20 protein-coding genes and 1 riboswitch are annotated in these 18916 nt (G+C 63.7%); of the genes, 16 read left to right on the top strand and 4 right to left on the bottom strand.

Features of this window, described 5'->3' with window-relative positions:
* Nucleotides 1-40: 40 nt before the first annotated feature.
* A complete protein-coding gene (locus tag ACODSZ_RS18095) occupies nt 41-274 on the top strand; it encodes a Fis family transcriptional regulator (protein WP_006463627.1) in 234 nt (77 codons plus the stop codon).
* Between the two features lie 108 nt (nt 275-382).
* A complete protein-coding gene (gene purH, locus ACODSZ_RS18090; protein WP_175342881.1) occupies nt 383-1954 on the top strand; it encodes a bifunctional phosphoribosylaminoimidazolecarboxamide formyltransferase/IMP cyclohydrolase in 1572 nt (523 codons plus the stop codon).
* 80 nt (nt 1955-2034) lie between these two features.
* Here purH and ACODSZ_RS18085 read toward each other — a convergent pair whose 3' ends face one another.
* Nucleotides 2035-3063, bottom strand: a complete 1029-nt coding sequence (locus ACODSZ_RS18085; protein ID WP_175342880.1) for a MerR family transcriptional regulator — start codon at nt 3061-3063, stop codon at nt 2035-2037.
* Nucleotides 3064-3159: 96 nt separating this feature from the next.
* Here ACODSZ_RS18085 and ACODSZ_RS18080 point away from each other — a divergent pair, with 96 nt between their 5' ends.
* The 5 genes from ACODSZ_RS18080 to ruvC are packed head-to-tail and all read left to right on the top strand — an operon-like array spanning nt 3160 to nt 7117.
* Entirely contained in the window at nt 3160-3336 is a 177-nt protein-coding gene (locus ACODSZ_RS18080) for a DUF2256 domain-containing protein (RefSeq protein ID WP_175342879.1), read from the top strand.
* Between the two features lie 11 nt (nt 3337-3347).
* Nucleotides 3348-4664 carry an FAD-binding domain-containing protein gene (locus ACODSZ_RS18075; RefSeq protein WP_488928202.1) on the top strand — a complete coding sequence of 439 codons (1317 nt, stop codon included), beginning with the start codon at nt 3348-3350 and terminating at the stop codon, nt 4662-4664.
* Complete coding sequence (locus ACODSZ_RS18070) at nt 4657-5070, top strand: thiol-disulfide oxidoreductase DCC family protein (protein WP_488928201.1); 414 nt, start codon at nt 4657-4659, stop codon at nt 5068-5070. The genes ACODSZ_RS18075 and ACODSZ_RS18070 overlap by 8 nt, the downstream gene beginning before the upstream one ends.
* A gap of 1 nt (nt 5071) precedes the next feature.
* The gene (locus tag ACODSZ_RS18065) at nt 5072-6538 is read left to right on the top strand and encodes an FAD-binding domain-containing protein (protein WP_488928200.1); all 1467 of its coding nucleotides are present in this window, start codon (nt 5072-5074) and stop codon (nt 6536-6538) included.
* Between the two features lie 36 nt (nt 6539-6574).
* Nucleotides 6575-7117: a crossover junction endodeoxyribonuclease RuvC gene (gene ruvC, locus ACODSZ_RS18060; protein ID WP_008334734.1), complete on the top strand. Its 543-nt coding sequence runs from the start codon at nt 6575-6577 to the stop codon at nt 7115-7117.
* Here ruvC and ACODSZ_RS18055 read toward each other — a convergent pair.
* Nucleotides 7114-8055: a DUF808 domain-containing protein gene (locus ACODSZ_RS18055; protein WP_488928199.1), complete on the bottom strand. Its 942-nt coding sequence runs from the start codon at nt 8053-8055 to the stop codon at nt 7114-7116. The two genes, ruvC and ACODSZ_RS18055, sit on opposite strands and share 4 nt — an antisense overlap.
* Before the next feature lie 113 nt (nt 8056-8168).
* On the opposite strand from ACODSZ_RS18055, the gene ruvA reads away from it, so the two are divergent.
* The 4 genes from ruvA to ACODSZ_RS18035 all read left to right on the top strand — a co-directional run bounded on the left by ruvA (nt 8169) and on the right by ACODSZ_RS18035 (nt 11333).
* A complete protein-coding gene (ruvA, locus tag ACODSZ_RS18050; RefSeq protein ID WP_488928198.1) occupies nt 8169-8747 on the top strand; it encodes a Holliday junction branch migration protein RuvA in 579 nt (192 codons plus the stop codon).
* A gap of 32 nt (nt 8748-8779) precedes the next feature.
* Nucleotides 8780-9835 carry a Holliday junction branch migration DNA helicase RuvB gene (ruvB, locus tag ACODSZ_RS18045; protein WP_175342874.1) on the top strand — a complete coding sequence of 352 codons (1056 nt, stop codon included), beginning with the start codon at nt 8780-8782 and terminating at the stop codon, nt 9833-9835.
* Between the two features lie 180 nt (nt 9836-10015).
* On the top strand, nt 10016-10858 hold the full coding sequence (locus ACODSZ_RS18040; RefSeq protein WP_034351620.1) for a 2-keto-4-pentenoate hydratase: 843 nt from the start codon (nt 10016-10018) through the stop codon (nt 10856-10858).
* Between the two features lie 19 nt (nt 10859-10877).
* On the top strand, nt 10878-11333 hold the full coding sequence (locus ACODSZ_RS18035; protein WP_175342873.1) for a YaiI/YqxD family protein: 456 nt from the start codon (nt 10878-10880) through the stop codon (nt 11331-11333).
* 11 nt (nt 11334-11344) lie between these two features.
* On the opposite strand, the gene ACODSZ_RS18030 is transcribed toward ACODSZ_RS18035, so the two are convergent.
* A complete protein-coding gene (locus ACODSZ_RS18030) occupies nt 11345-11809 on the bottom strand; it encodes a DUF2147 domain-containing protein (RefSeq protein ID WP_008334746.1) in 465 nt (154 codons plus the stop codon).
* A gap of 155 nt (nt 11810-11964) precedes the next feature.
* The gene (locus tag ACODSZ_RS18025; protein ID WP_488928197.1) at nt 11965-14775 is read right to left on the bottom strand and encodes a valine--tRNA ligase; all 2811 of its coding nucleotides are present in this window, start codon (nt 14773-14775) and stop codon (nt 11965-11967) included.
* A gap of 158 nt (nt 14776-14933) precedes the next feature.
* Here ACODSZ_RS18025 and ACODSZ_RS18020 point away from each other — a divergent pair, with 158 nt between their 5' ends.
* The 5 genes from ACODSZ_RS18020 to ACODSZ_RS18000 all read left to right on the top strand — a co-directional run bounded on the left by ACODSZ_RS18020 (nt 14934) and on the right by ACODSZ_RS18000 (nt 18916).
* Nucleotides 14934-15185: a type II toxin-antitoxin system Phd/YefM family antitoxin gene (locus ACODSZ_RS18020; protein ID WP_088756279.1), complete on the top strand. Its 252-nt coding sequence runs from the start codon at nt 14934-14936 to the stop codon at nt 15183-15185.
* Entirely contained in the window at nt 15182-15595 is a 414-nt protein-coding gene (locus tag ACODSZ_RS18015) for a type II toxin-antitoxin system VapC family toxin (RefSeq protein WP_175342871.1), read from the top strand. Before ACODSZ_RS18020 ends, ACODSZ_RS18015 begins: the two co-directional genes overlap by 4 nt.
* A gap of 103 nt (nt 15596-15698) precedes the next feature.
* A riboswitch (TPP riboswitch) is annotated at nt 15699-15809 on the top strand.
* A 97-nt stretch (nt 15810-15906) separates the two neighbouring features.
* On the top strand, nt 15907-17820 hold the full coding sequence (gene thiC / locus ACODSZ_RS18010; RefSeq protein WP_039789264.1) for a phosphomethylpyrimidine synthase ThiC: 1914 nt from the start codon (nt 15907-15909) through the stop codon (nt 17818-17820).
* Nucleotides 17821-17825: 5 nt separating this feature from the next.
* Nucleotides 17826-18026, top strand: a complete 201-nt coding sequence (gene thiS / locus ACODSZ_RS18005; RefSeq protein WP_008334753.1) for a sulfur carrier protein ThiS — start codon at nt 17826-17828, stop codon at nt 18024-18026.
* Nucleotides 18027-18106: 80 nt separating this feature from the next.
* Complete coding sequence (locus ACODSZ_RS18000; RefSeq protein ID WP_488928196.1) at nt 18107-18916, top strand: thiazole synthase; 810 nt, start codon at nt 18107-18109, stop codon at nt 18914-18916.

Here is an 18916-nt window from a genome sequence, read left to right as displayed (position 1 = left end):
CCTGCGAGGCGGCGCCGACAAGAACAGAAGCAACAAAGCAATGAGCAAAGAAAGTATCGAGGATGTCGTCAAGAAGAGCCTGGAAAAATATTTCCGGGATCTGGGTGAACAGCTACCGACCAATGTCTACGACATGGTGCTGGCCACGGTCGAAAAACCGGTCTTCGAGACCGTGATGGCGCGCGCCGAGGGCAACCAGTCCCAGGCCGCCGAGATCCTCGGCATCAACCGCAACACGCTGCGCAAGAAGCTGCAGCAACACGGCCTGCTGTAGCCGTCACCGACCATGCCGGCGCCACATCGGGGGCGTCGGGATGGGGTGCGGATGCCGCTTCCTTCCACGGTTTTTCAGGTTTCCTTTTCCTTACCAGTCTTGCCTACCATGATCAAACAAGCACTCATTTCCGTATCCGACAAGGCAGGCGTGCTCGACTTTGCGCGCGCGCTGTCTGCCATGGGCGTCAACATCCTGTCCACCGGCGGCACCGCCAAGCTGCTGGCCGACAATGGCGTGCCGGTCACCGAAGTGGCCGACTACACCGGTTTCCCGGAAATGCTGGATGGCCGCGTGAAGACGCTGCATCCCAAGGTCCATGGCGGCATCCTGGCCCGTCGCGATTTCCCCGAGCACGTCGCCGCTCTGGAACAGCACGGCATTCCCACCATCGACATGGTGGTGGTGAACCTGTACCCGTTCCAGCAGACCGTGGCCAAGGACGAGTGCTCGCTGGAAGACGCGATCGAGAACATCGACATCGGCGGCCCGGCCATGCTGCGTTCTTCGGCCAAGAACCACAAGGACGTCATCGTCATCTGCGATCCGACCGACTATGAAGGCGTGCTGGCCGAGCTGAAGTCCGGCGGCGACCTGCCCTACGAAAAGCGTTTCGCGCTGGCCAAGAAGGTCTTCGCCCACACCGCGCAATACGATGGCGCCATCACCAATTACTTCACCTCGCTGGGTGAAGACAAGCAGCACAGCACGCGCAGCGCCTACCCAGCCACCCTGAATCTTCACTTCGAGAAGGTCCAGGACATGCGCTATGGAGAGAACCCGCACCAGAGCGCCGCCTTCTATCGCGACATCAAGAAGGTCGATGGCGCCCTGGCCAACTACACCCAGTTGCAAGGCAAGGAACTGTCCTTCAACAACATTGCCGACGCCGATGCCGCCTGGGAATGTGTCAAGAGCTTCGATCCGGCCACGGAAGCTGCCTGCGTCATCATCAAGCACGCCAATCCCTGCGGCGTAGCCATCGGCGCCAACCCGCTGGAAGCCTACAGCAAGGCCCTGCAGACCGACCCGACCTCGGCCTTCGGCGGCATCATCGCCTTCAACCGCGAAGTGGACGCTGCCGCAGCCGAAGCCGTGGCCAAGCAGTTCCTGGAAGTGCTGATCGCCCCGTCCTTCAGCGCCGAGGCCAGGCAGATCTTCGCGGCCAAGCAGAACGTGCGCCTGCTGGAAATCCCGCTGGGCACGGGCCTGAACGGCTATGACTTCAAGCGCGTCGGTGGCGGCCTGCTGGTGCAGTCGCCGGATGCCAAGAACGTGCTGCTGGCCGATGTGAAGGTGGTCAGCAAGAAGCAGCCGACCCAGCAGCAATTGCAGGACCTGATGTTCGCCTGGCGCGTGGCCAAGTTCGTCAAGTCCAACGCCATCGTCTTCTGCGGCAATGGCATGACCCTGGGCGTGGGCGCGGGCCAGATGAGCCGCATCGATTCGGCCCGCATCGCTTCCATCAAGGCGCAGAATGCCGGCCTGACCCTGGCCGGTTCGGCCGTGGCCTCGGATGCCTTCTTCCCGTTCCGCGATGGCCTGGACGTGGTGGTTGATGCCGGCGCGACCTGCGTCATCCATCCGGGTGGCTCCATGCGCGACCAGGAAGTCATCGATGCCGCCAATGAGCGCGATGTCGTCATGCTGCTGACCGGCACCCGTCACTTCCGTCACTGATTGCGGCTTGCTGCAAAAACGACGCCCGGCTTCATGCCGGGCGTTTTTGTTGGTGCCGCGTGCGCCGTGCCAGGCCGGTTTCAACTGTCCTCGGTGATGAATCCTTCATGCAGGGCAATTCGCGTCATGGCTGCTTCAAAACGCTGGCGTGATTCCGAGGTCAGCTGTTGCAGGTATTGATGCAATTGCGCGTCGGCCACGTTGCGGTTGGCACACTGGGCGCTGTAGCGCTCGAACTGCGACAGCTGCATCAGCAATTCGGCCACGTGGCGCGGGCATTCACAGGCCACCGTGGTGGACTGGTTGGCGAAGGCGATCAGTTGGTTGTCATCCCAGCGGCGCGGTGGCAGGGACTTGTCCTCGCCTGACGCATCACGCCCCGGTGAAGACAGCGCCGCCAGGCCGCGCAACCATTGCAGGATCACCACGTCCGGCTGGGGCGCGCGCAGCAGGCTGATGCCGACCGCCGCCAGGGTCTCGCACACGGCCTCGCTGGCAAAACCGTACAGTACCGCCATCGGCAGCCCGCTCAGGGCCGGCGCCGAACTCTCCAGCGCGCCCAGCCAGCCGGCGTGCAATTGCGGCTCATGCAGCAGCAGGGCATCGACTTCCTCCCGCTTCAAGGCCATGGCCGCCTGCTCGATGTTTTCGAACGGGCCCAGCAATTGCAGCGGCCGCCCCAGCCGTTGCAGCAGACCCGGTTTGTCCAGGCGCTGCGCCAGGGTAGAGCCGATCACGGCCAGCCGCCACTGGCCCTGCGCTGCCTCCGGCGGCGTGGGGCGCGCGGCGTGCAGTTCGGCGTGGGTGGCGGCGACCTGCTGGAGCTGATCCATGTCCAGCCCCGCCAGACTGCCGATGGCGTGACCCAGTTCAGTCAACTGCCGGATCAGCGCCAGACGCCGTACGTCGGCTTCCGAATACAGTCGCTGACCGCTGGGGGAGAGCTTGCCCTGGGTCAGGGCATAGCGGCGCTCCCACACCCGCAGTGTGGCGACCGGCATGCGCAGCATGCGGGCCACCGCGCCCGTGCGGCGCAAGGCTTCACCGGCGGGTTTGTCCGCGGCCGCGGCAGGGGACGTGGCGGGCGTGGTCGAATTGGCAAGGCTCATGGCTTCCTCCTATGAATCATATTTGACACAGATTATAGATGCTAAATCTGCGTCATGAGTCAAGTGTGACGCATTTATTCGGTACAATTCTGCGTCATGAAACCCAAAAGCCAGATCAGCGGACATCGCGGCAACAAGGCGCACTTGCCCAGCAAGCCCTGCGTCGTGTGCGGCCTGCCCATGACCTGGCGGCGCGCCTGGGCGAAGAACTGGGAGGAGGTCCGATACTGTTCTCAAGCCTGTCGCCGCAAGCGCGTCCATCCTGGTCTTTGAGGAGTCGAGCCATGTACCGCAAACATCAATTCGACCTGATCCTGGATATGCCTTCCCCGGAAGACTGTCCCGCTGCTTCCCCCGCCCCCGTAGACCGGCTGGCCCAGCCCCTGGCCTTGCTGCCCTTGCTGCCGACCCTGGCCGCCGCGCGCGAACGCATTGCCGCCGTGCGACCGGGGGCTTACGCACGCACCCGCAACAGTCTCGACGGTGCCGTGACCGGGCTGTCGCCCTATCTCACGCACGGCCTGGTCAGTCTGCGCGAGGTCTTGGCCGGGGTATGCAGCCGACAGGCGCTGGATGTGCAGCACAAGTTCGTCTACGAGCTGGGCTGGCGCGCCTTCTATCGCTACGTGTGGGCGCGGCGCGGGGCGCGCATCTTCGATTCGCTGCACGCCGGGCCACTGCCGGAGTCGGCTTACGCCCGCGAGCTGCCGGCCGACATCCGCGAAGCCGCCACCGGCCTGCCCGTCATCGACCAGGCCGTGCGCACCCTGTATGCCACCGGGAGCCTGCACAATCACGCGCGCATGTGGCTGGCCAGCTACGTGGTGCATCTGCGCAAGGTCCATTGGCGCGCCGGTGCAGACTGGATGGTCGGCCATCTGCTGGATGGCGACCTGGCCAGCAATCACCTGAGCTGGCAGTGGGTGGCCGGTACCGGCAGTCACAAGCCCTATCTTTTCAATGCCGAGAACGTGGCCAAATACGCACCGTCCGAATGGCACAGCCCGGGTACGGTGGTAGATACCTCCTATGAAGCTTTAGGCGAAATTGCGCTCCATCCCGACCCGGTGGCGGCCGAACCGGCCCAGCGCATGCGGGAGCGCTGCAAGGAGCCGGCACTGCTGTCAATGCCACCTGAATATTTGGGCAGCATTGCGCCCGAGCCTGACGCCGTGGCCGGACGAGATGTCTGGCTGGTTCATCCATGGAGCCTGGGCGAGTTGCCCACCGATCTGTCGCCCGATACGGTAGTGGTCGGTCTTTATCTCTCGGACTTCCATCTGCTGTGGCCCTGGGACCAGCGTCGCTGGGCCTTCGTGGGAGCGCGCATGCGTGAGCTCACGCCGCTGTGCTGGCATGGCGATGCCGCCACCGTCGGGCGCGCGCTCAAGGCGGCGCGCAGCGTGCGTTGCCTGGCCGATCCGCATCTTGCGCCCTGGCTGCCGCTGTGGGCGCAGTGTGTGGCGCCGCCGGACCTGTTCCCTGTGGTGGACAAGCCCAGTGACCTGTTCACGCAATGGTGGCGCCGCAGTACCCAAGGTCTGCAGACGGCTGCCGAGCTGCTGGCGCGCACCGAGCACAGGGAGCGGCGCGATGGCTGATGCCGATCCCCAGTCACGGGACGAACTGACCGTGCTCTACGATGGCGCCTGTCCGCTGTGCCGGCGCGAGATCAGCCTCTACCAGCGTGGTGCGCAGGAGGCTCCCCTGCGCTTTTGCGATATCAGCCGTACCGACGTGTCCCCGGCCGATCTTCCGGCAGGGTTCACGCGCGCGCAGTTACTGGCGCGCTTTCACGTGCGTCGAAGCGATGGTGTGGTCTTCAGCGGTGCCGAAGCCTTCGTCCAGTTGTGGGCGAGCTTGCCGGGCTGGCGCTGGCTGGCCCGGCTGGCGCGCCTGCCCGGCATGTTGTGGCTGATGGAACGCAGCTATCGCGCTTTCCTGCAGGTACGCCCGGCCGTGCAGCGGCTGGTGGTGCGCCTGGAGCGCCGCCGCGAAAGAGGCTGACGTGGCTGTCGGCCTGGTCTGGTTCAAGCGCGACCTGCGCTTGCGCGATCATGCGGCGCTGGCCGAGGCTGCGCAGTGCGAGCGCGCCTTCGCGGTCTTCATCATCGAGCCCGCGTGGTTGCAGAGTGTTGAATGCGATCCGCGCCATGTGGATTTCCTGCTGCGTTCGCTGACGCCCTTGCAGCGGGAATTGCAGCGGTGCGGACTGCCGCTGCTGGTGCGGGTGGGCGAGGCGGTGCAGGTGCTGGAGTCCTTGCGCCGTGCATGGGGTGTCACCCATCTGTTCAGCCATGAAGAAACCGGCCCGGCGTGGAGCTATGCGCGCGATATCTCGGTCAATCGCTGGTGCCGCATCCAGGGCGTGCAATGGCTGGAGTGGCCGCAGACCGGCGTGGTGCGGCGCCTGCGCAGCCGCGATGGCTGGGCTGCGCGCTGGGTGCGGCGCATGGAGGCGCCGCAGGTGGGCAATCCTGTCGGCTTGCGCGCGCCTGCGGGCATGCAGCCGGACCGTCTGCCGACGCTGACCGAACTGGGTTTGCCCGAAGTCCGTCTGCAACCGCCTGCCGGCGAGGCCGCAGCGTGGGACACCCTGCGCGCCTTTCTCGGTGGTGGCGCACGGGATTACCGGCGCGGCATGTCCAGTCCGCTGACCGCACCCGACGCCTGCAGCCGACTCAGCGCGCATCTGGCCTTCGGTACCATTTCCATGCGCAGCGTGCATCAGGCCACCGAGCTGGCCATCGAGCACACTGCCGACCGCGAGCTGGCCTATGGCCTGCGCGGCTTCTCCAGCCGCCTGCGCTGGCATTGCCACTTCATGCAGAAGCTGGAAGACCAGCCTGATATCGAATGGCGCAACGTCGCGCGTTCGCTGGATGGCTTGCGCCCCGGTGATGGCGGTCCGTGGGGCGTGGAGGCGCAGGCGCGTTTCGATGCCTGGTGCGAAGGCCGAACCGGTTATCCCATGATCGACGCCTGCATGCGCCAGCTGTGCGCCACCGGCTGGCTCAACTTCCGCATGCGCGCCATGCTGGTCAGCTTTGCCGCCTATCACCTGTGGCTGCATTGGCGCGCGCCGGGCTTGTTCCTGGCGCGGCAGTTCCTGGATTTTGAACCGGGCATTCACTGGAGTCAGATGCAGATGCAGTCCGGCACCACCGGCATCAACACGCTGCGCATTTATTCACCGGCCAAGCAGGCGCGCGATCATGATCCGCTGGGCGAGTACGTGCGGCGCTGGGTGCCGGAATTCGGCACGGCGGCTTATCCCGATCCCATCGTGGATGAGAAGACGGCGCTCAAGCACGCCAAGGATGCCCTCTACGGCCAGCGCAGCAGCAGTACTGCGCTGGCGGAAGCCGACGCCATCCAGGACAGGCACGGTTCGCGCAAGAGCGGCCTGCCGTCGACCGCCCGGCGCCCGCCACGCCAGAAAATGCCGGATCCGGGGCAGGGCGTCTTGTTCTGACGCGAGATGCCCGCCTGATCGGTTAGACTGGCGGGCATGAAAATCCTCGGTATCGACCCTGGCTTGCGCACCACCGGTTTCGGGGTCATCCACAAGCAGGGCAACACGCTCTCCTATATCGCATCCGGCACCATCAAGACCCCGGACGGCGACCTGCCTTCACGCCTGAAGGTGATCCTGGCCAGTGTTGGCGAAGTGGTGAGGTCCTATGCGCCGGACTGCGCCGCCATCGAAAAAGTGTTCGTCAACGTCAATCCGCAATCCACACTGCTGCTGGGGCAGGCGCGCGGTGCGGCCATTTGCGCGCTGGTGGCCGCCGACCTGGCGGTCGCCGAATATACGGCCCTGCAGGTCAAGCAAGCCGTAGCCGGCCATGGACGCGCCCAGAAGGCGCAGGTGCAGGAGATGGTGGCGCGGCTGCTGAAGCTGCCCGGTTTGCCGGGCACCGATGCCGCCGATGCGCTGGGCGTGGCGATCTGCCATGCGCATGGGGGAGGGGTCCTGTCGGACCTTGGCGCGCTGGCCCCGGCGCTGGCGCGCAAGGGCATCCGCATGCGCGGCGGGCGTCTGGTCGGTTAGGCTTGCTTGTTGAAGAGGGACAGCACGCGCTGCACCAGCTTCACGACTACCAGCACCACTGCACCGGCGACTACGCCGAAGACGGCATTCAAGACCGCCGGAGTGATCGCCCCGAAGACCGGCCCGACTACCGCGATACCCTCCACGGCGTGCGCCGCCGCCTCGATGGCGTGATGCGCGAAGGGCAGGCCATGCGTCAGGATGCCGCCACCGACCATGAACATGGCAATCGTGCCGATCACCGACAGGCTGCGCATCATCTTTGGCGCGGCCGCCAGGACTGCCCGTCCGATACCGGCCTTGAAGCGTCCCCAGGCGCTCGCGCCCGCATGCTGCACCAGGTAGAGGCCACCGTCATCGAGCTTGACGATGCCGGCCACCAGTCCGTAGACCCCCGCCGTCATGATCAGTGCGATGCCGACCAGCACCGTGATCTGCTGCTGTAGCGGTGCACCGGCGACCGTGCCCAGGGTGATGGCGATGATCTCGGCTGAAAGGATGAAGTCGGTGCGCACGGCATCCTTGATCTTTTCCTGCTCGTAGACCAGCGGGTCGATGTCGTCGTCGGTCCTGGCGGCGACTTCATGATGTTCTTCCTCGTGCGGAAGATACTTGTGGGCCAGCTTCTCGAAGCCTTCGAAACAGAGGAAGGCACCGCCCAGCATCAGCAGCGGCGTCACCGCCCAGGGGATGAAGGCGCTGATGGCCAGTGCCGCCGGCACCAGGATGGCCTTGTTCTTCAACGAACCCTTGGCGACGGCCCAGACCACCGGCAGTTCCCGCTCGGCCCGTACACCGGCCACCTGCTGGGCGTTCAGGGCCAGGTCGTCGCCCAGCACGCCGGCGGTCTTCTTGGCGGCCACCTTGGTCATCAGGGAAACATCGTCAAGAACGGTGGCGATGTCGTCAATCAATGCAAAAAGGGCGCTGCCGGCCATGTTTTTCCTTTGTCTTCATCTCAACGGGGGCGCTTGGATACTGTTTATCCGAACAGTGCTGTATCATCGCGGGATTATCACAGAAGCTGCCTCCCACGCACATCCCTGACGCCATGATTGGTCGCCTCTCCGGAATTCTTTTGGAAAAAATCCCCCCGAACCTGCTGGTTGACTGCCAGGGCGTCGGTTATGAAGTGGCCGTGCCGATGAGCACCTACTACAATCTGCCGGGCCTGGGCGAGAAGGTCACGCTGCTGACCCACCTGGCCATCCGCGAGGATGCCCACATCCTGTTCGGGTTTGGGACCGCCGAAGAACGCAATACGTTCAAGGAGCTCATCAAGATTTCCGGCGTGGGCGCGCGCACGGCGCTGTCCATTCTCTCGGGCATGTCGGTGGCCGACCTGGCCCAGGCCGTGACCCTGCAGGAAGCAGGCCGCCTGACGCGTGTGCCCGGCATCGGCAAGAAGACCGCCGAACGCCTGCTGCTGGAACTGAAGGGCAAGCTCGGCGCCGATCTGGGCGCAGCGGCCGGCGTGGTCCACAGCGATGCCTCGGCCGACATCCTCAATGCCCTGCTGGCGCTGGGCTATTCGGACAAGGAAGCGACCCTGGCCATGAAGCAGGTGCCCCAGGACAGCAGCGTCTCGGACGGCATCAAGCTGGCCCTGAAGGCGCTCTCCAAGGGCTGATGCACAGGCAAAAGGCAGACAAGGATTAGAGCATGAGCATCCAGACCGACGATTTCTCCGAACAGCGCATCATCTCCGCCACTCCAGCTTCGGCCAACGAGGAAGCCATCGAGCGTGCGCTGCGGCCCAAGCAGCTGGACGAGTACGTCGGCCAGGAAAAGGTGCGTGCCCAGCTCGAAATCTTCATCTCGGCCGCCCGCAAGCGCGGCGAACCGCTCGACCACACCCTGCTGTTCGGCCCGCCCGGCCTGGGCAAGACCACCATGGCCCACATCATCGCCCGCGAAATGGGCGTGAACCTGCGCCAGACCTCAGGCCCCGTGCTGGAGCGCGCCGGTGACCTGGCGGCCTTGCTCACCAATCTCGAAGCCAATGACGTGCTCTTCATCGACGAGATCCACCGCATGTCGCCGGTGGTGGAGGAAATCCTCTACCCGGCACTGGAGGATTACCAGATCGACATCATGATCGGCGAAGGCCCGGCCGCCCGTTCGGTGCGCCTGGACCTGCAGCCTTTCACGCTGGTGGGTGCCACCACCCGAGCCGGCATGCTGACCAATCCGCTGCGCGACCGCTTCGGCATCGTCGCCCGGCTGGAGTTCTATACCCCGCCCGAGCTGGCCCGCATCGTGACCCGCAGCGCCGGCTTGCTCAACGCCCCCATCGTCGAGGAAGGCGCGCTGGAAATCGCCCGCCGCAGCCGTGGCACGCCGCGTATCGCCAATCGCCTGCTGCGCCGCGTGCGCGACTATGCCGAGGTCAAGGGTGAGGGCCGCATCACCCGCGAGATGGCCGATGCCGCGCTGATCATGCTGGACGTCGACCCGGTCGGGTTCGACCTGATGGACCGCAAGCTGCTGGAGGCGGTGCTGTTCAAGTTCGGCGGCGGCCCGGTCGGGCTGGACAACCTGGCGGCCGCCATCGGTGAGGAACGCGACACCATCGAAGACGTGCTGGAACCCTACCTGATCCAGCAGGGCTACCTGCAGCGCACCCCGCGCGGGCGCATCGCTACCGGCGCGGCTTACCAGCACTTCGGCGTGACCGCACCGCAAACCGGTCCGAATGGTGAGCTCTGGGGCGGCTGAGCTCGGCCATTCTCAAGCCGGGCGCGACTGTTGCGGCAGTTGAAAAACTTCATGACGCAGAGCAGCACCATCTGATGAAATTTTTGTCAGATCTCGTATAAAAGCGAGTTTTTGCTTGTGCAAAAATTAATCGTCATCGACAATGGATAGCTATTCACTATCTTTCGATGTGAGCCCTCCATGCTAATGTCGAGCCAAGCCCTTCGATACGCGCATCAGTTGCTGGATGCCCGCGCCCAGTCCCGGATCATCCCGCGCATCTCCGAGTCCGAACCCTTGTCGGTGGAAGACGCCTACGAAATCGCCCACAACATCCGCAATATCCGTGTCGCCCAGGGCGAGCAGCCCATAGGCCGCAAAATCGGTTTCGTGGTGCGCAAGAACTGGGAGCGCTACGGCATCATCGATGAAGCGCGTATTCCGACCTGGGCGCCGATGTATGACGCCACGGTACGCTTTGCCGAAGACAACCACGGTGCGCAGTCGCTGACCGGTGCGGTGCAGCCGCGCATCGAACCGGAGATCGTCTTCAAGCTCGGCAAGACCCCGGCACCGGGGGCCTCGCTCATCGAGCTGGCCGATTGCCTGGAGTGGATGGCGCATGGTTTCGAGATTGTGGTCTGTCCCTTCCCCAACTGGGAATTCACGGTAGCCGATTCGATTGCCGCCTTCGGCCTGCATGGCACGCTCATCGTGGGCGAGCCGCATGTGCTGTCCTCGGCGACCAGGCACCACCTGCCGCAGATCCTGGCCAGCGCCAGCGTCTCCCTGTCCTGCAACACGGAATCGTCCAGCGTGCTGCGCGCCGCCGGCTTCTGCAATGACGAGATGGATAGCCCCCTGCATGCCCTGTGGCACCTGCACCAGCTGTTGCAGAAGCAGAGCCGCTTCCGCCAGTTGCAGGCCGGCGAGATCATCACGACCGGCACCTGGACCGACGCCTGTCCCATCGAGCCGGGCCAGACCTGGACCACGGCCTTCTCGGGCGTGACCCTGCCGGGCCTCACCGTTTCCTTCGTCTGAACCGGGCGACGCCGCGCTGATGGCCATCTGGGTCGATGCCGACGCCTGTCCGGGCGTCATCAAGGACATGCTGTTCCGGGTGGCCGACCGCACCACGATCATCGTGACGCTGGTGGCCAACCGGCCATTGCGTACGCCTCCTTCGCGCTATATCAAATCCCTGGTGGTCCCTGCCGGTTTCGATGTGGCCGACAAGGAAATCGCCCGCCAGGTGGAGCCCGGCGACCTGGTCATCACCGCCGATATCCCGCTGGCCGCCGATGTGGTGGCCAAGGGCGCACTGGCGCTCAATCCTCGCGGCGAGCTTTATACCGCCCAGAACATCGGCCATCACCTCAGCACCCGCAATTTCATGGAAGAGCTGCGCAGCAGCGGCATCGAGACCGGCGGCCCGGCCGCCTTCAGCGCCAGCGACGGTCGCGCCTTCGCCCGCGAGCTGGACCGTTACGTGCTCAAAGCTTCACGTCCGGCCTGAGTGCAACGGCCTTACTGCTCCCGCAGCCAGGTCTGGGTGCGGCCCAGTATCGGCATGCCGACATAACCGCGCACATTGAGCTTTTGCCCGTCATCGACCACTGACAACTTGCTCTTGTAGACCTTGCCATTGGCCGGATCGATGATCTGTCCACCGTTGTACTCGTCCCCATCCTTCTTCAGACCCGACAGGATGGTCATGCCAATGACCGGCTGGTCCTTCAGCTCGCCCTCGCACTTCTGGCAGACCGGGTTCTGGTCTTCATCTGGTGCACGGAAGAGCTTTTCGATCTTGCCGCTCAGTTCACCGTTGCTTTCGCTGATGCGGATGAGCGCTTTGGGCTTGCCGGTGGCGTCATCGATGCTTTTCCACAAGCCCACCGGCGAGCCATCGGCCCAGGCGGCTGCACTGGAAAGCAGGGTGGCGGCCAGCAGCGATAGCGTGGCCAGGCGGGAAGGGGAGGAAATACGGTTCATGCTTGTCTCCTGTTATCAAGTCGAATGTCATAAAAAAGCACGGTTGTTCTAATTTATTCGATCCAGTCTAGACAAGCCCGCCGCGCAAGGCAAGCACAAAAAGCAAAAGCCGCCGCCCCGTGAGGGACGACGGCTTCATCAAGAAACAGGCCGGCTTACTTCAGCTTGGCCAGCTGTTCCTTCACCTTTTCCAGCGTAGCGCTGAAGTTGGCGACGCGTTCCTTCTCCTGCGCCACCACCGCCTCTGGCGCACGGGCCACGAAGCTTTCGTTGGACAGCTTGCCGTTGGCCTTGGCGATCTCGCCGGTCAGGCGGGTGACTTCCTTGCCCAGGCGTTCGCGCTCGGCGGCCACGTCGATTTCCACCTTCAGCATCAGCTTGACTTCGCCGACGATGGCCACCGGTGCCGGCGACTCGGGCAGTTGCGCCACTACCGTGGCTTCCGACAGGCGCACCAGGCCTTGCAGATAAGGCAGGAAGGATTCCACTGCCGACGCATCGGCGGCTTCCACGATCAGCGGCACGCGCAGGGAAGGCGCCAGTTGCATCTCGCCGCGCAGGTTGCGGCAGGCATCGGTGTAGGCCTTGAACTGGGCAACCCAGGCTTCGGCTTCGGCATCGATCTTGTCCAGGTCCGGGCGCGGATAAGCCTGGCGCATGATGGAGTCGCCCGCCGGATCAGGCTTGCGATCGGTCAGCGGGGCCACGCTTTGCCACAGCTGTTCGGTGATGAAGGGCAGTACCGGATGGGCCAGGCGCAGCACGCTTTCCAGCACGCGCAGGAGCGTGCGGCGTGTGGCGCGCTGCTGCGCTTCGTTGCCGCTCTGGATCTGGGCCTTGGCCATTTCCAGGTACCAGTCGCAGTACTCGTCCCAGACGAACTTGTAGATCGCGGTGGCGATATTGTCGAAGCGGTAGTCGGCAAAGCCCTTTTCCACTTCAGCCTCGGTACGCTGCAGCAGCGACACGATCCAGCGGTCAGCCTTGGAGAATTGCAGCTTCTCCTTGTCGCAGACACCCTTCTCGTGGCCGTCGAAACCGCAGTCCTGGCCTTCGGTATTCATCAGCACGAAGCGGGTGGCGTTCCACAGCTTGTTGCAGAAATTGCGATAGCCTTCGCAGCGGTTCAGGTCGAAGTTGATGTTGCGGCCCAGGGTCGCCAGCGAGGCGAAGGTGAAGCGCAGCGCATCGGTGCCGAAGGCCGGGATGCCATCGGCAAATTCCTTGCGGGTGGCCTTCTCGATGCTGGCCGCCTGCTTGGGATTCATCAGGCCCACGGTACGCTTGGCCACCAGCTCGTCCACGCCGATGCCATCGATCAGGTCGATCGGGTCCAGGGTGTTGCCCTTGGACTTGGACATCTTCTGGCCCGAGGCATCGCGCACCAGGCCGTGGACATAGACGGTATCGAAAGGCACCTTGCCGGTGAAGTGCGTGGTCATCATGACCATGCGCGCCACCCAGAAGAAGATGATGTCGAAGCCCGTCACCAGCACCGACGAGGGCAGGAACAGCTTGTAGTCCGGCGTTTCTTCCGGCCAGCCCAGGGTGGAGAAGGGCACCAGCGCCGAGGAGAACCAGGTGTCGAGTACGTCTTCATCGCGCTTGACGGCCTTGCCGCCGGCTTGCTTCTTTGCTTCTTCTTCGGTGCGGGCAACGTAGATGCCGCCGTCCTCGTCGTACCAGGCCGGGATCTGGTGGCCCCACCACAGTTGGCGCGAGATGCACCAGTCCTGGATGTTGTTGAGCCACTGATTGTAGGTGTTGGTCCAGTTCTCGGGAACGAACTTGATCTCGCCCGAAGAAACCTTTTCCAGCGCGGTCTCGGCAATCGACTTGCCGGGGAAGAAGGTCCCTTCCGGTGCCGGCTTGCTCATGGCGACGAACCATTGGTCGGTCAGCATCGGCTCGATCACTACGCCGGTACGGTCGCCACGCGGCACCATCAGCTTGTGCGGCTTGACCAGTTCCAGGAGGCCCAGCGCGTCCAGGTCGGCCACGATCTGCTTGCGCGCCTCGAAGCGGTCCAGGCCCTGGTACTTCTCGGGCGAATTCTCGTTGATGGTGGCCTTCAGGGTGAAGACGCTGATCATTTCCAAGTTGTGGCGTGCGCCGACCTGGTAGTCGTTGAAGTCGTGGGCCGGGGTGATCTTCACGCAGCCGGTGCCGAATTCCTTGTCGACGTATTCATCCTTGATGATGGGGATCTCGCGGCCCACCAGCGGCAGCTTGATCATCTTGCCCACCAGCGCGGCGTAGCGTTCGTCAGTCGGGTCCACTGCCACGGCGACGTCGCCCAGCATGGTTTCCGGACGGGTGGTGGCCACCACGATATGGCCGCTGCCATCGGCCAGCGGGTACTTGATGTGCCACATGGAGCCGTCTTCTTCCTCCGACACCACTTCCAGGTCGGAGACGGCGGTGCCCAGCACCGGGTCCCAGTTCACCAGGCGTTTGCCACGGTAGATCAGGCCTTGCTCGTAGAGGCGCACGAAGACTTCGGTGACGGCCTTGGACATCTTCGGGTCCATCGTGAAGTATTCACGGGCCCAGTCGGTGGAGGCGCCCATGCGGCGCATCTGGCCGGTGATGGTGGAGCCGGATTTTTCCTTCCACTCCCACACCTTCTCGACGAATTTTTCACGGCCCAGGTCGTGGCGCGAGACCTTCTGCGCATCCAGCTGGCGTTCCACCACGATCTGGGTGGCGATGCCGGCGTGGTCTGTGCCGGGGATCCAGGCGGTGTTGTAGCCGCGCATGCGGTGGTAGCGCGTCAGGCCATCCATGATGGTCTGGTTGAACGCGTGACCCATGTGCAGGGTGCCGGTCACATTGGGCGGCGGCAGCTGGATGGAAAACGAGGGCTTCTCCGCGTCGGTGGTGGCGGCGAAGTAACCGCGCTTTTCCCACTCCTCGCGCCAGAATTTCTCAATCTCGGCAGGCTCGAACGACTTGGCTAATTCCATGATTTGACGTGTGTTTTTGCGAAACCCAACATTATAAGGGACGGATAGTACAAAGCCCCTAAAACGTCGCCGCGAGCCGGCGAAGAATTCCGGTGCCAGCGGTGTTTGCAAACGAATGCTGCTATGATCTGACCTGTCTGGTCAGATTGGAGGTATTCATGCGTACATGGCAAATACAAGAAGCCAAGGCTCAGTTTTCGGAACTGGTGCGGGATACGGAGCGCTCGGGTCCGCAGGAAATCACCTGGCACGGTCGCTCAGTAGCGGTAGTCATGTCGAAAGCCGACTATGAGCGGCTCAGCGGCGCAGATTTGACCTTGGTCGAATTTATGCGGCGTTCGCCGCTTTACGATGCAGATGATGTTGAATTCGAGCGTGATACCAGCCTGACGAGGGAGGTTGACCTTTGAGTTATCTGCTCGACACCAATGTCCTGTCTGAACTGCGTCGCCGCGAGCCCAATCCCCGGGTCATGGAATGGTTTGCGCGCAGACCTCCGGCTACCTTGTACCTGAGCGTCCTCACCATGGGCGAAATACGAAAAGGTGCCGATAACAAGCCGCCGGGCCCTGCAAAGTTGCGCTTGATAGATTGGCTGGAAACTGAGTTGCCCGCCTATTTTGCCGGAAGAATCTTGCCGATTGATGTTGTCGTTGCAGACCGATGGGGGCGCATTCAGGCAGAAGCGGGGCGTCCGGTTGCAGCAGTTGACAGCCTCTTGGCTGCCACTGCACTCGTGCACGGACTGACCATGGTGACCCGCAATCGCAAAGATTTTCAGTTCCCGGGTCTGCAAGTGATCGATCCTTGGGCTGAGTGAAAATGCTGCGCTGCACACCTAGCCCATCCGAAATGAAACCTTGTTCGTCAAGCCAATTGGAGTAGAATCCGGCCCACGACAAGGACTGCGCAAGCAGCCCGCGTCGCATCGCTAGGGGTCCTGGCACCGGAGCACATGCTCTGGCAGCCGGGTGAGAAATACCCTTGAACCTGATCTGGATAATGCCAGCGAAGGGAAGCAACCGGCAGCATGACGCACCCACGGCCCTGTATCACCTCCACGCCGTCCGTCCTCTTCCGCAACCTCCTTTGCTGGCTCCGAGCCAAGAGTCATCAAGCAAAGGAGCCGAAATGAATGCCAACCCGAAATTCCTGTCCGCCACGGCGACCGTCGACGAGGCCGCCGTCCAGCCTCTCCCGAATTCCCGCAAGATTTACGTGACCGGCTCGCGCCCGGACATCCGCGTGCCCATGCGCGAGATCAGCCAGGCCGACACCCCCGCCATGTTCGGTTCGGAAAAGAACCCGCCGATCTATGTCTACGACACCTCCGGCCCCTACACCGACCCGGACGTGAAGATCGACATCCGCGCCGGCCTGTCCACCCCGCGCCTGCCCTGGATCCTGGAACGCAACGACACCGAGGAACTGCCCGGCCCGACTTCCGAATACGGCCAGCAGCGCCTGAACGACCCGGCCCTGGCCGAGCTGCGCTTCAACCTGCACCGCAAGCCGCGTCGCGCCAAGGCTGGCGCCAACGTCACCCAGATGCACTACGCGCGCCGGGGCATCATCACGCCCGAGATGGAATTCATCGCCATCCGCGAAAACCTGCGCCGCAAGGAGTATCTGGAACAGCTCAAAGCCTCCGGCCCCATGGGCAACAAGCTGGCCGACCTGATGGGCCGCCAGCATCCGGGCCAATCCTTCGGTGCATCGATTCCCGCCGAGATCACCCCTGAATTCGTGCGTGACGAAGTCGCACGCGGCCGCGCCATCATCCCCGCCAACATCAACCACCCGGAAGTGGAACCGATGATCATCGGCCGCAATTTCCTGGTCAAGATCAACGCCAACATCGGCAACTCTGCCGTCACTTCTTCCATCGGTGAGGAAGTGGAAAAGATGACCTGGGCCATCCGCTGGGGTGGCGACAACGTCATGGACCTCTCCACCGGCAAGAACATCCACGAGACCCGTGAATGGATCATCCGCAATTCGCCGGTACCCATCGGCACCGTGCCGATCTATCAGGCCCTGGAAAAGGTCAACGGCAAGGCAGAAGACCTGACCTGGGAAATCTTCCGCGACACCTTGATCGAGCAGGCCGAGCAGGGCGTGGACTACTTCACCATCCACGCCGGCGTGCGCCTGCAATACGTGCCGCTGACGGCCAAGCGCATGACCGGCATCGTCTCGCGCGGCGGTTCCATCATGGCCAAGTGGTGCCTGGCGCATCACCGCGAATCCTTCCTCTACGAACACTTCGAAGAGATCTGCGAAATCATGAAAGCCTATGACGTCAGCTTCAGCCTGGGTGATGGCCTGCGTCCCGGCTCGATCTACGACGCCAACGACGAAGCCCAGCTGGGCGAGCTGCGCACCCTGGGCGAACTGACCCAGATTGCCTGGAAGCACGACGTGCAGGTGATGATCGAAGGCCCCGGCCACGTGCCGATGCACCTCATCAAGGAGAACATGGACCTGCAGCTGGAGCAGTGCCACGAAGCCCCGTTCTATACCCTGGGCCCCTTGACCACTGACATCGCTCCCGGCTACGACCACATCACCTCCGGCATCGGTGCCGCGCAGATCGGCTGGTATGGCACGGCCATGCTGTGCTACGTCACGCCCAAGGAACACCTGGGCCTGCCCAACAAGACCGACGTCAAGGACGGCATCATCACCTACAAGATCGCCGCCCACGCCGCCGACCTGGCCAAGGGCCATCCGGGCGCGCAGATCCGTGACAACGCGCTGTCCAAGGCGCGCTTCGAGTTCCGCTGGGAAGACCAGTTCAACATCGGCCTGGACCCCGACAAGGCGCGCGAATTCCACGACGAAACCCTGCCCAAGGATTCGGCCAAGGTGGCGCACTTCTGCTCCATGTGCGGCCCGCACTTCTGCTCCATGAAGATCACCCAGGAAGTGCGTGATTACGCCGCCAAGGAAGGCATCTCCGAGATCGACGCGCTCAAGCAGGGCATGCAGGTGAAATCGGTCGAGTTCGTCAAGATGGGCGCCGAGATCTATTCGAAGCAGTAAGCGCCATGCAGATCGAATTGAACGGCAAGCCGCACCCGCTGCCTGACGGCGCCACGCTGGACCAGCTCATTGCCGGCCTCTCTCTGGCCGGCAAGGCGGTGGCCGTGGCGGTGAACCGCCAGGTGGTGCCCAGCGCGCAATGGCCTGAGCGCGCGCTGGCCGAGGCTGACAAGGTAGACGTAGTGCGCGCCATCGGGGGCGGATGAAAGATTGTTCTGCTGCGGCGCGCGAGTGCCGCCAGCAGCCGCCTCCCGTGGAACGCAGCTCCCACAGACAAGGAATCGACATGAACATGAATGACGCCCCCCTCACCAGCGAGGACAAGGGCCTGACCATCGCCGGCAAGACCTATCGCTCGCGCCTTTTGGTCGGCAGCGGCAAGTACAAGGACCTCGACGAAACGCGCGCGGCGACGGTGGCCAGCGGCGCCGAGATCATCACGGTGGCGATCCGCCGCGTCAACATCGGCCAGGATCCGAATGCGCCCAGCCTGCTGGACGCGGTGCCACCCTCCGAATTCACCATCCTGCCCAACACCGCCGGCTGCTACAACGCCACCGATGCGGTCTACACCCTGCAACTGGCGCGCGAACTGCTGGGTGGCCACAAGTTGGTCAAGCTGGAAGTGCTGGGCGACGAGAAGACGCTCTTCCCCAACATGCCCGAAACGCTGAAGGCTGCCGAGACCCTGGTCAAGGATGGCTTCGACGTGATGGTCTATTGCAGCGACGATCCGATCCAGGCGCGCATGCTGGAAGACCTGGGCGTGGCCGCCGTCATGCCGCTGGCCTCGCTGATCGGTTCGGGCATGGGCATTTTGAATCCCTGGAATCTCTCGCTCATCATCGAGCAGGCGCGTGTGCCGGTGCTGGTTGATGCCGGCGTGGGCACGGCGTCCGATGCGGCCATCGCCATGGAGCTGGGCTGTGACGGCGTGTTGATGAACACCGCCATTGCCGGTGCGCGCGATCCCATCCGCATGGCGCGTGCGATGAAACTGGCGGTGGAAGCGGGCCGCGAGGCCTTCCTCTCCGGTCGCATCCCGCGCAAGTTTGCCGCCTCGCCGTCCTCGCCGATGGCCGGGCGAGTGGCGTGA

The sequence above is a fragment of the Herbaspirillum sp. FG34 genome (assembly GCF_057809315.1).
Note: the sequence above shows the minus strand (reverse complement) of the source record. Positions and strands in the feature narration are given on the sequence as shown.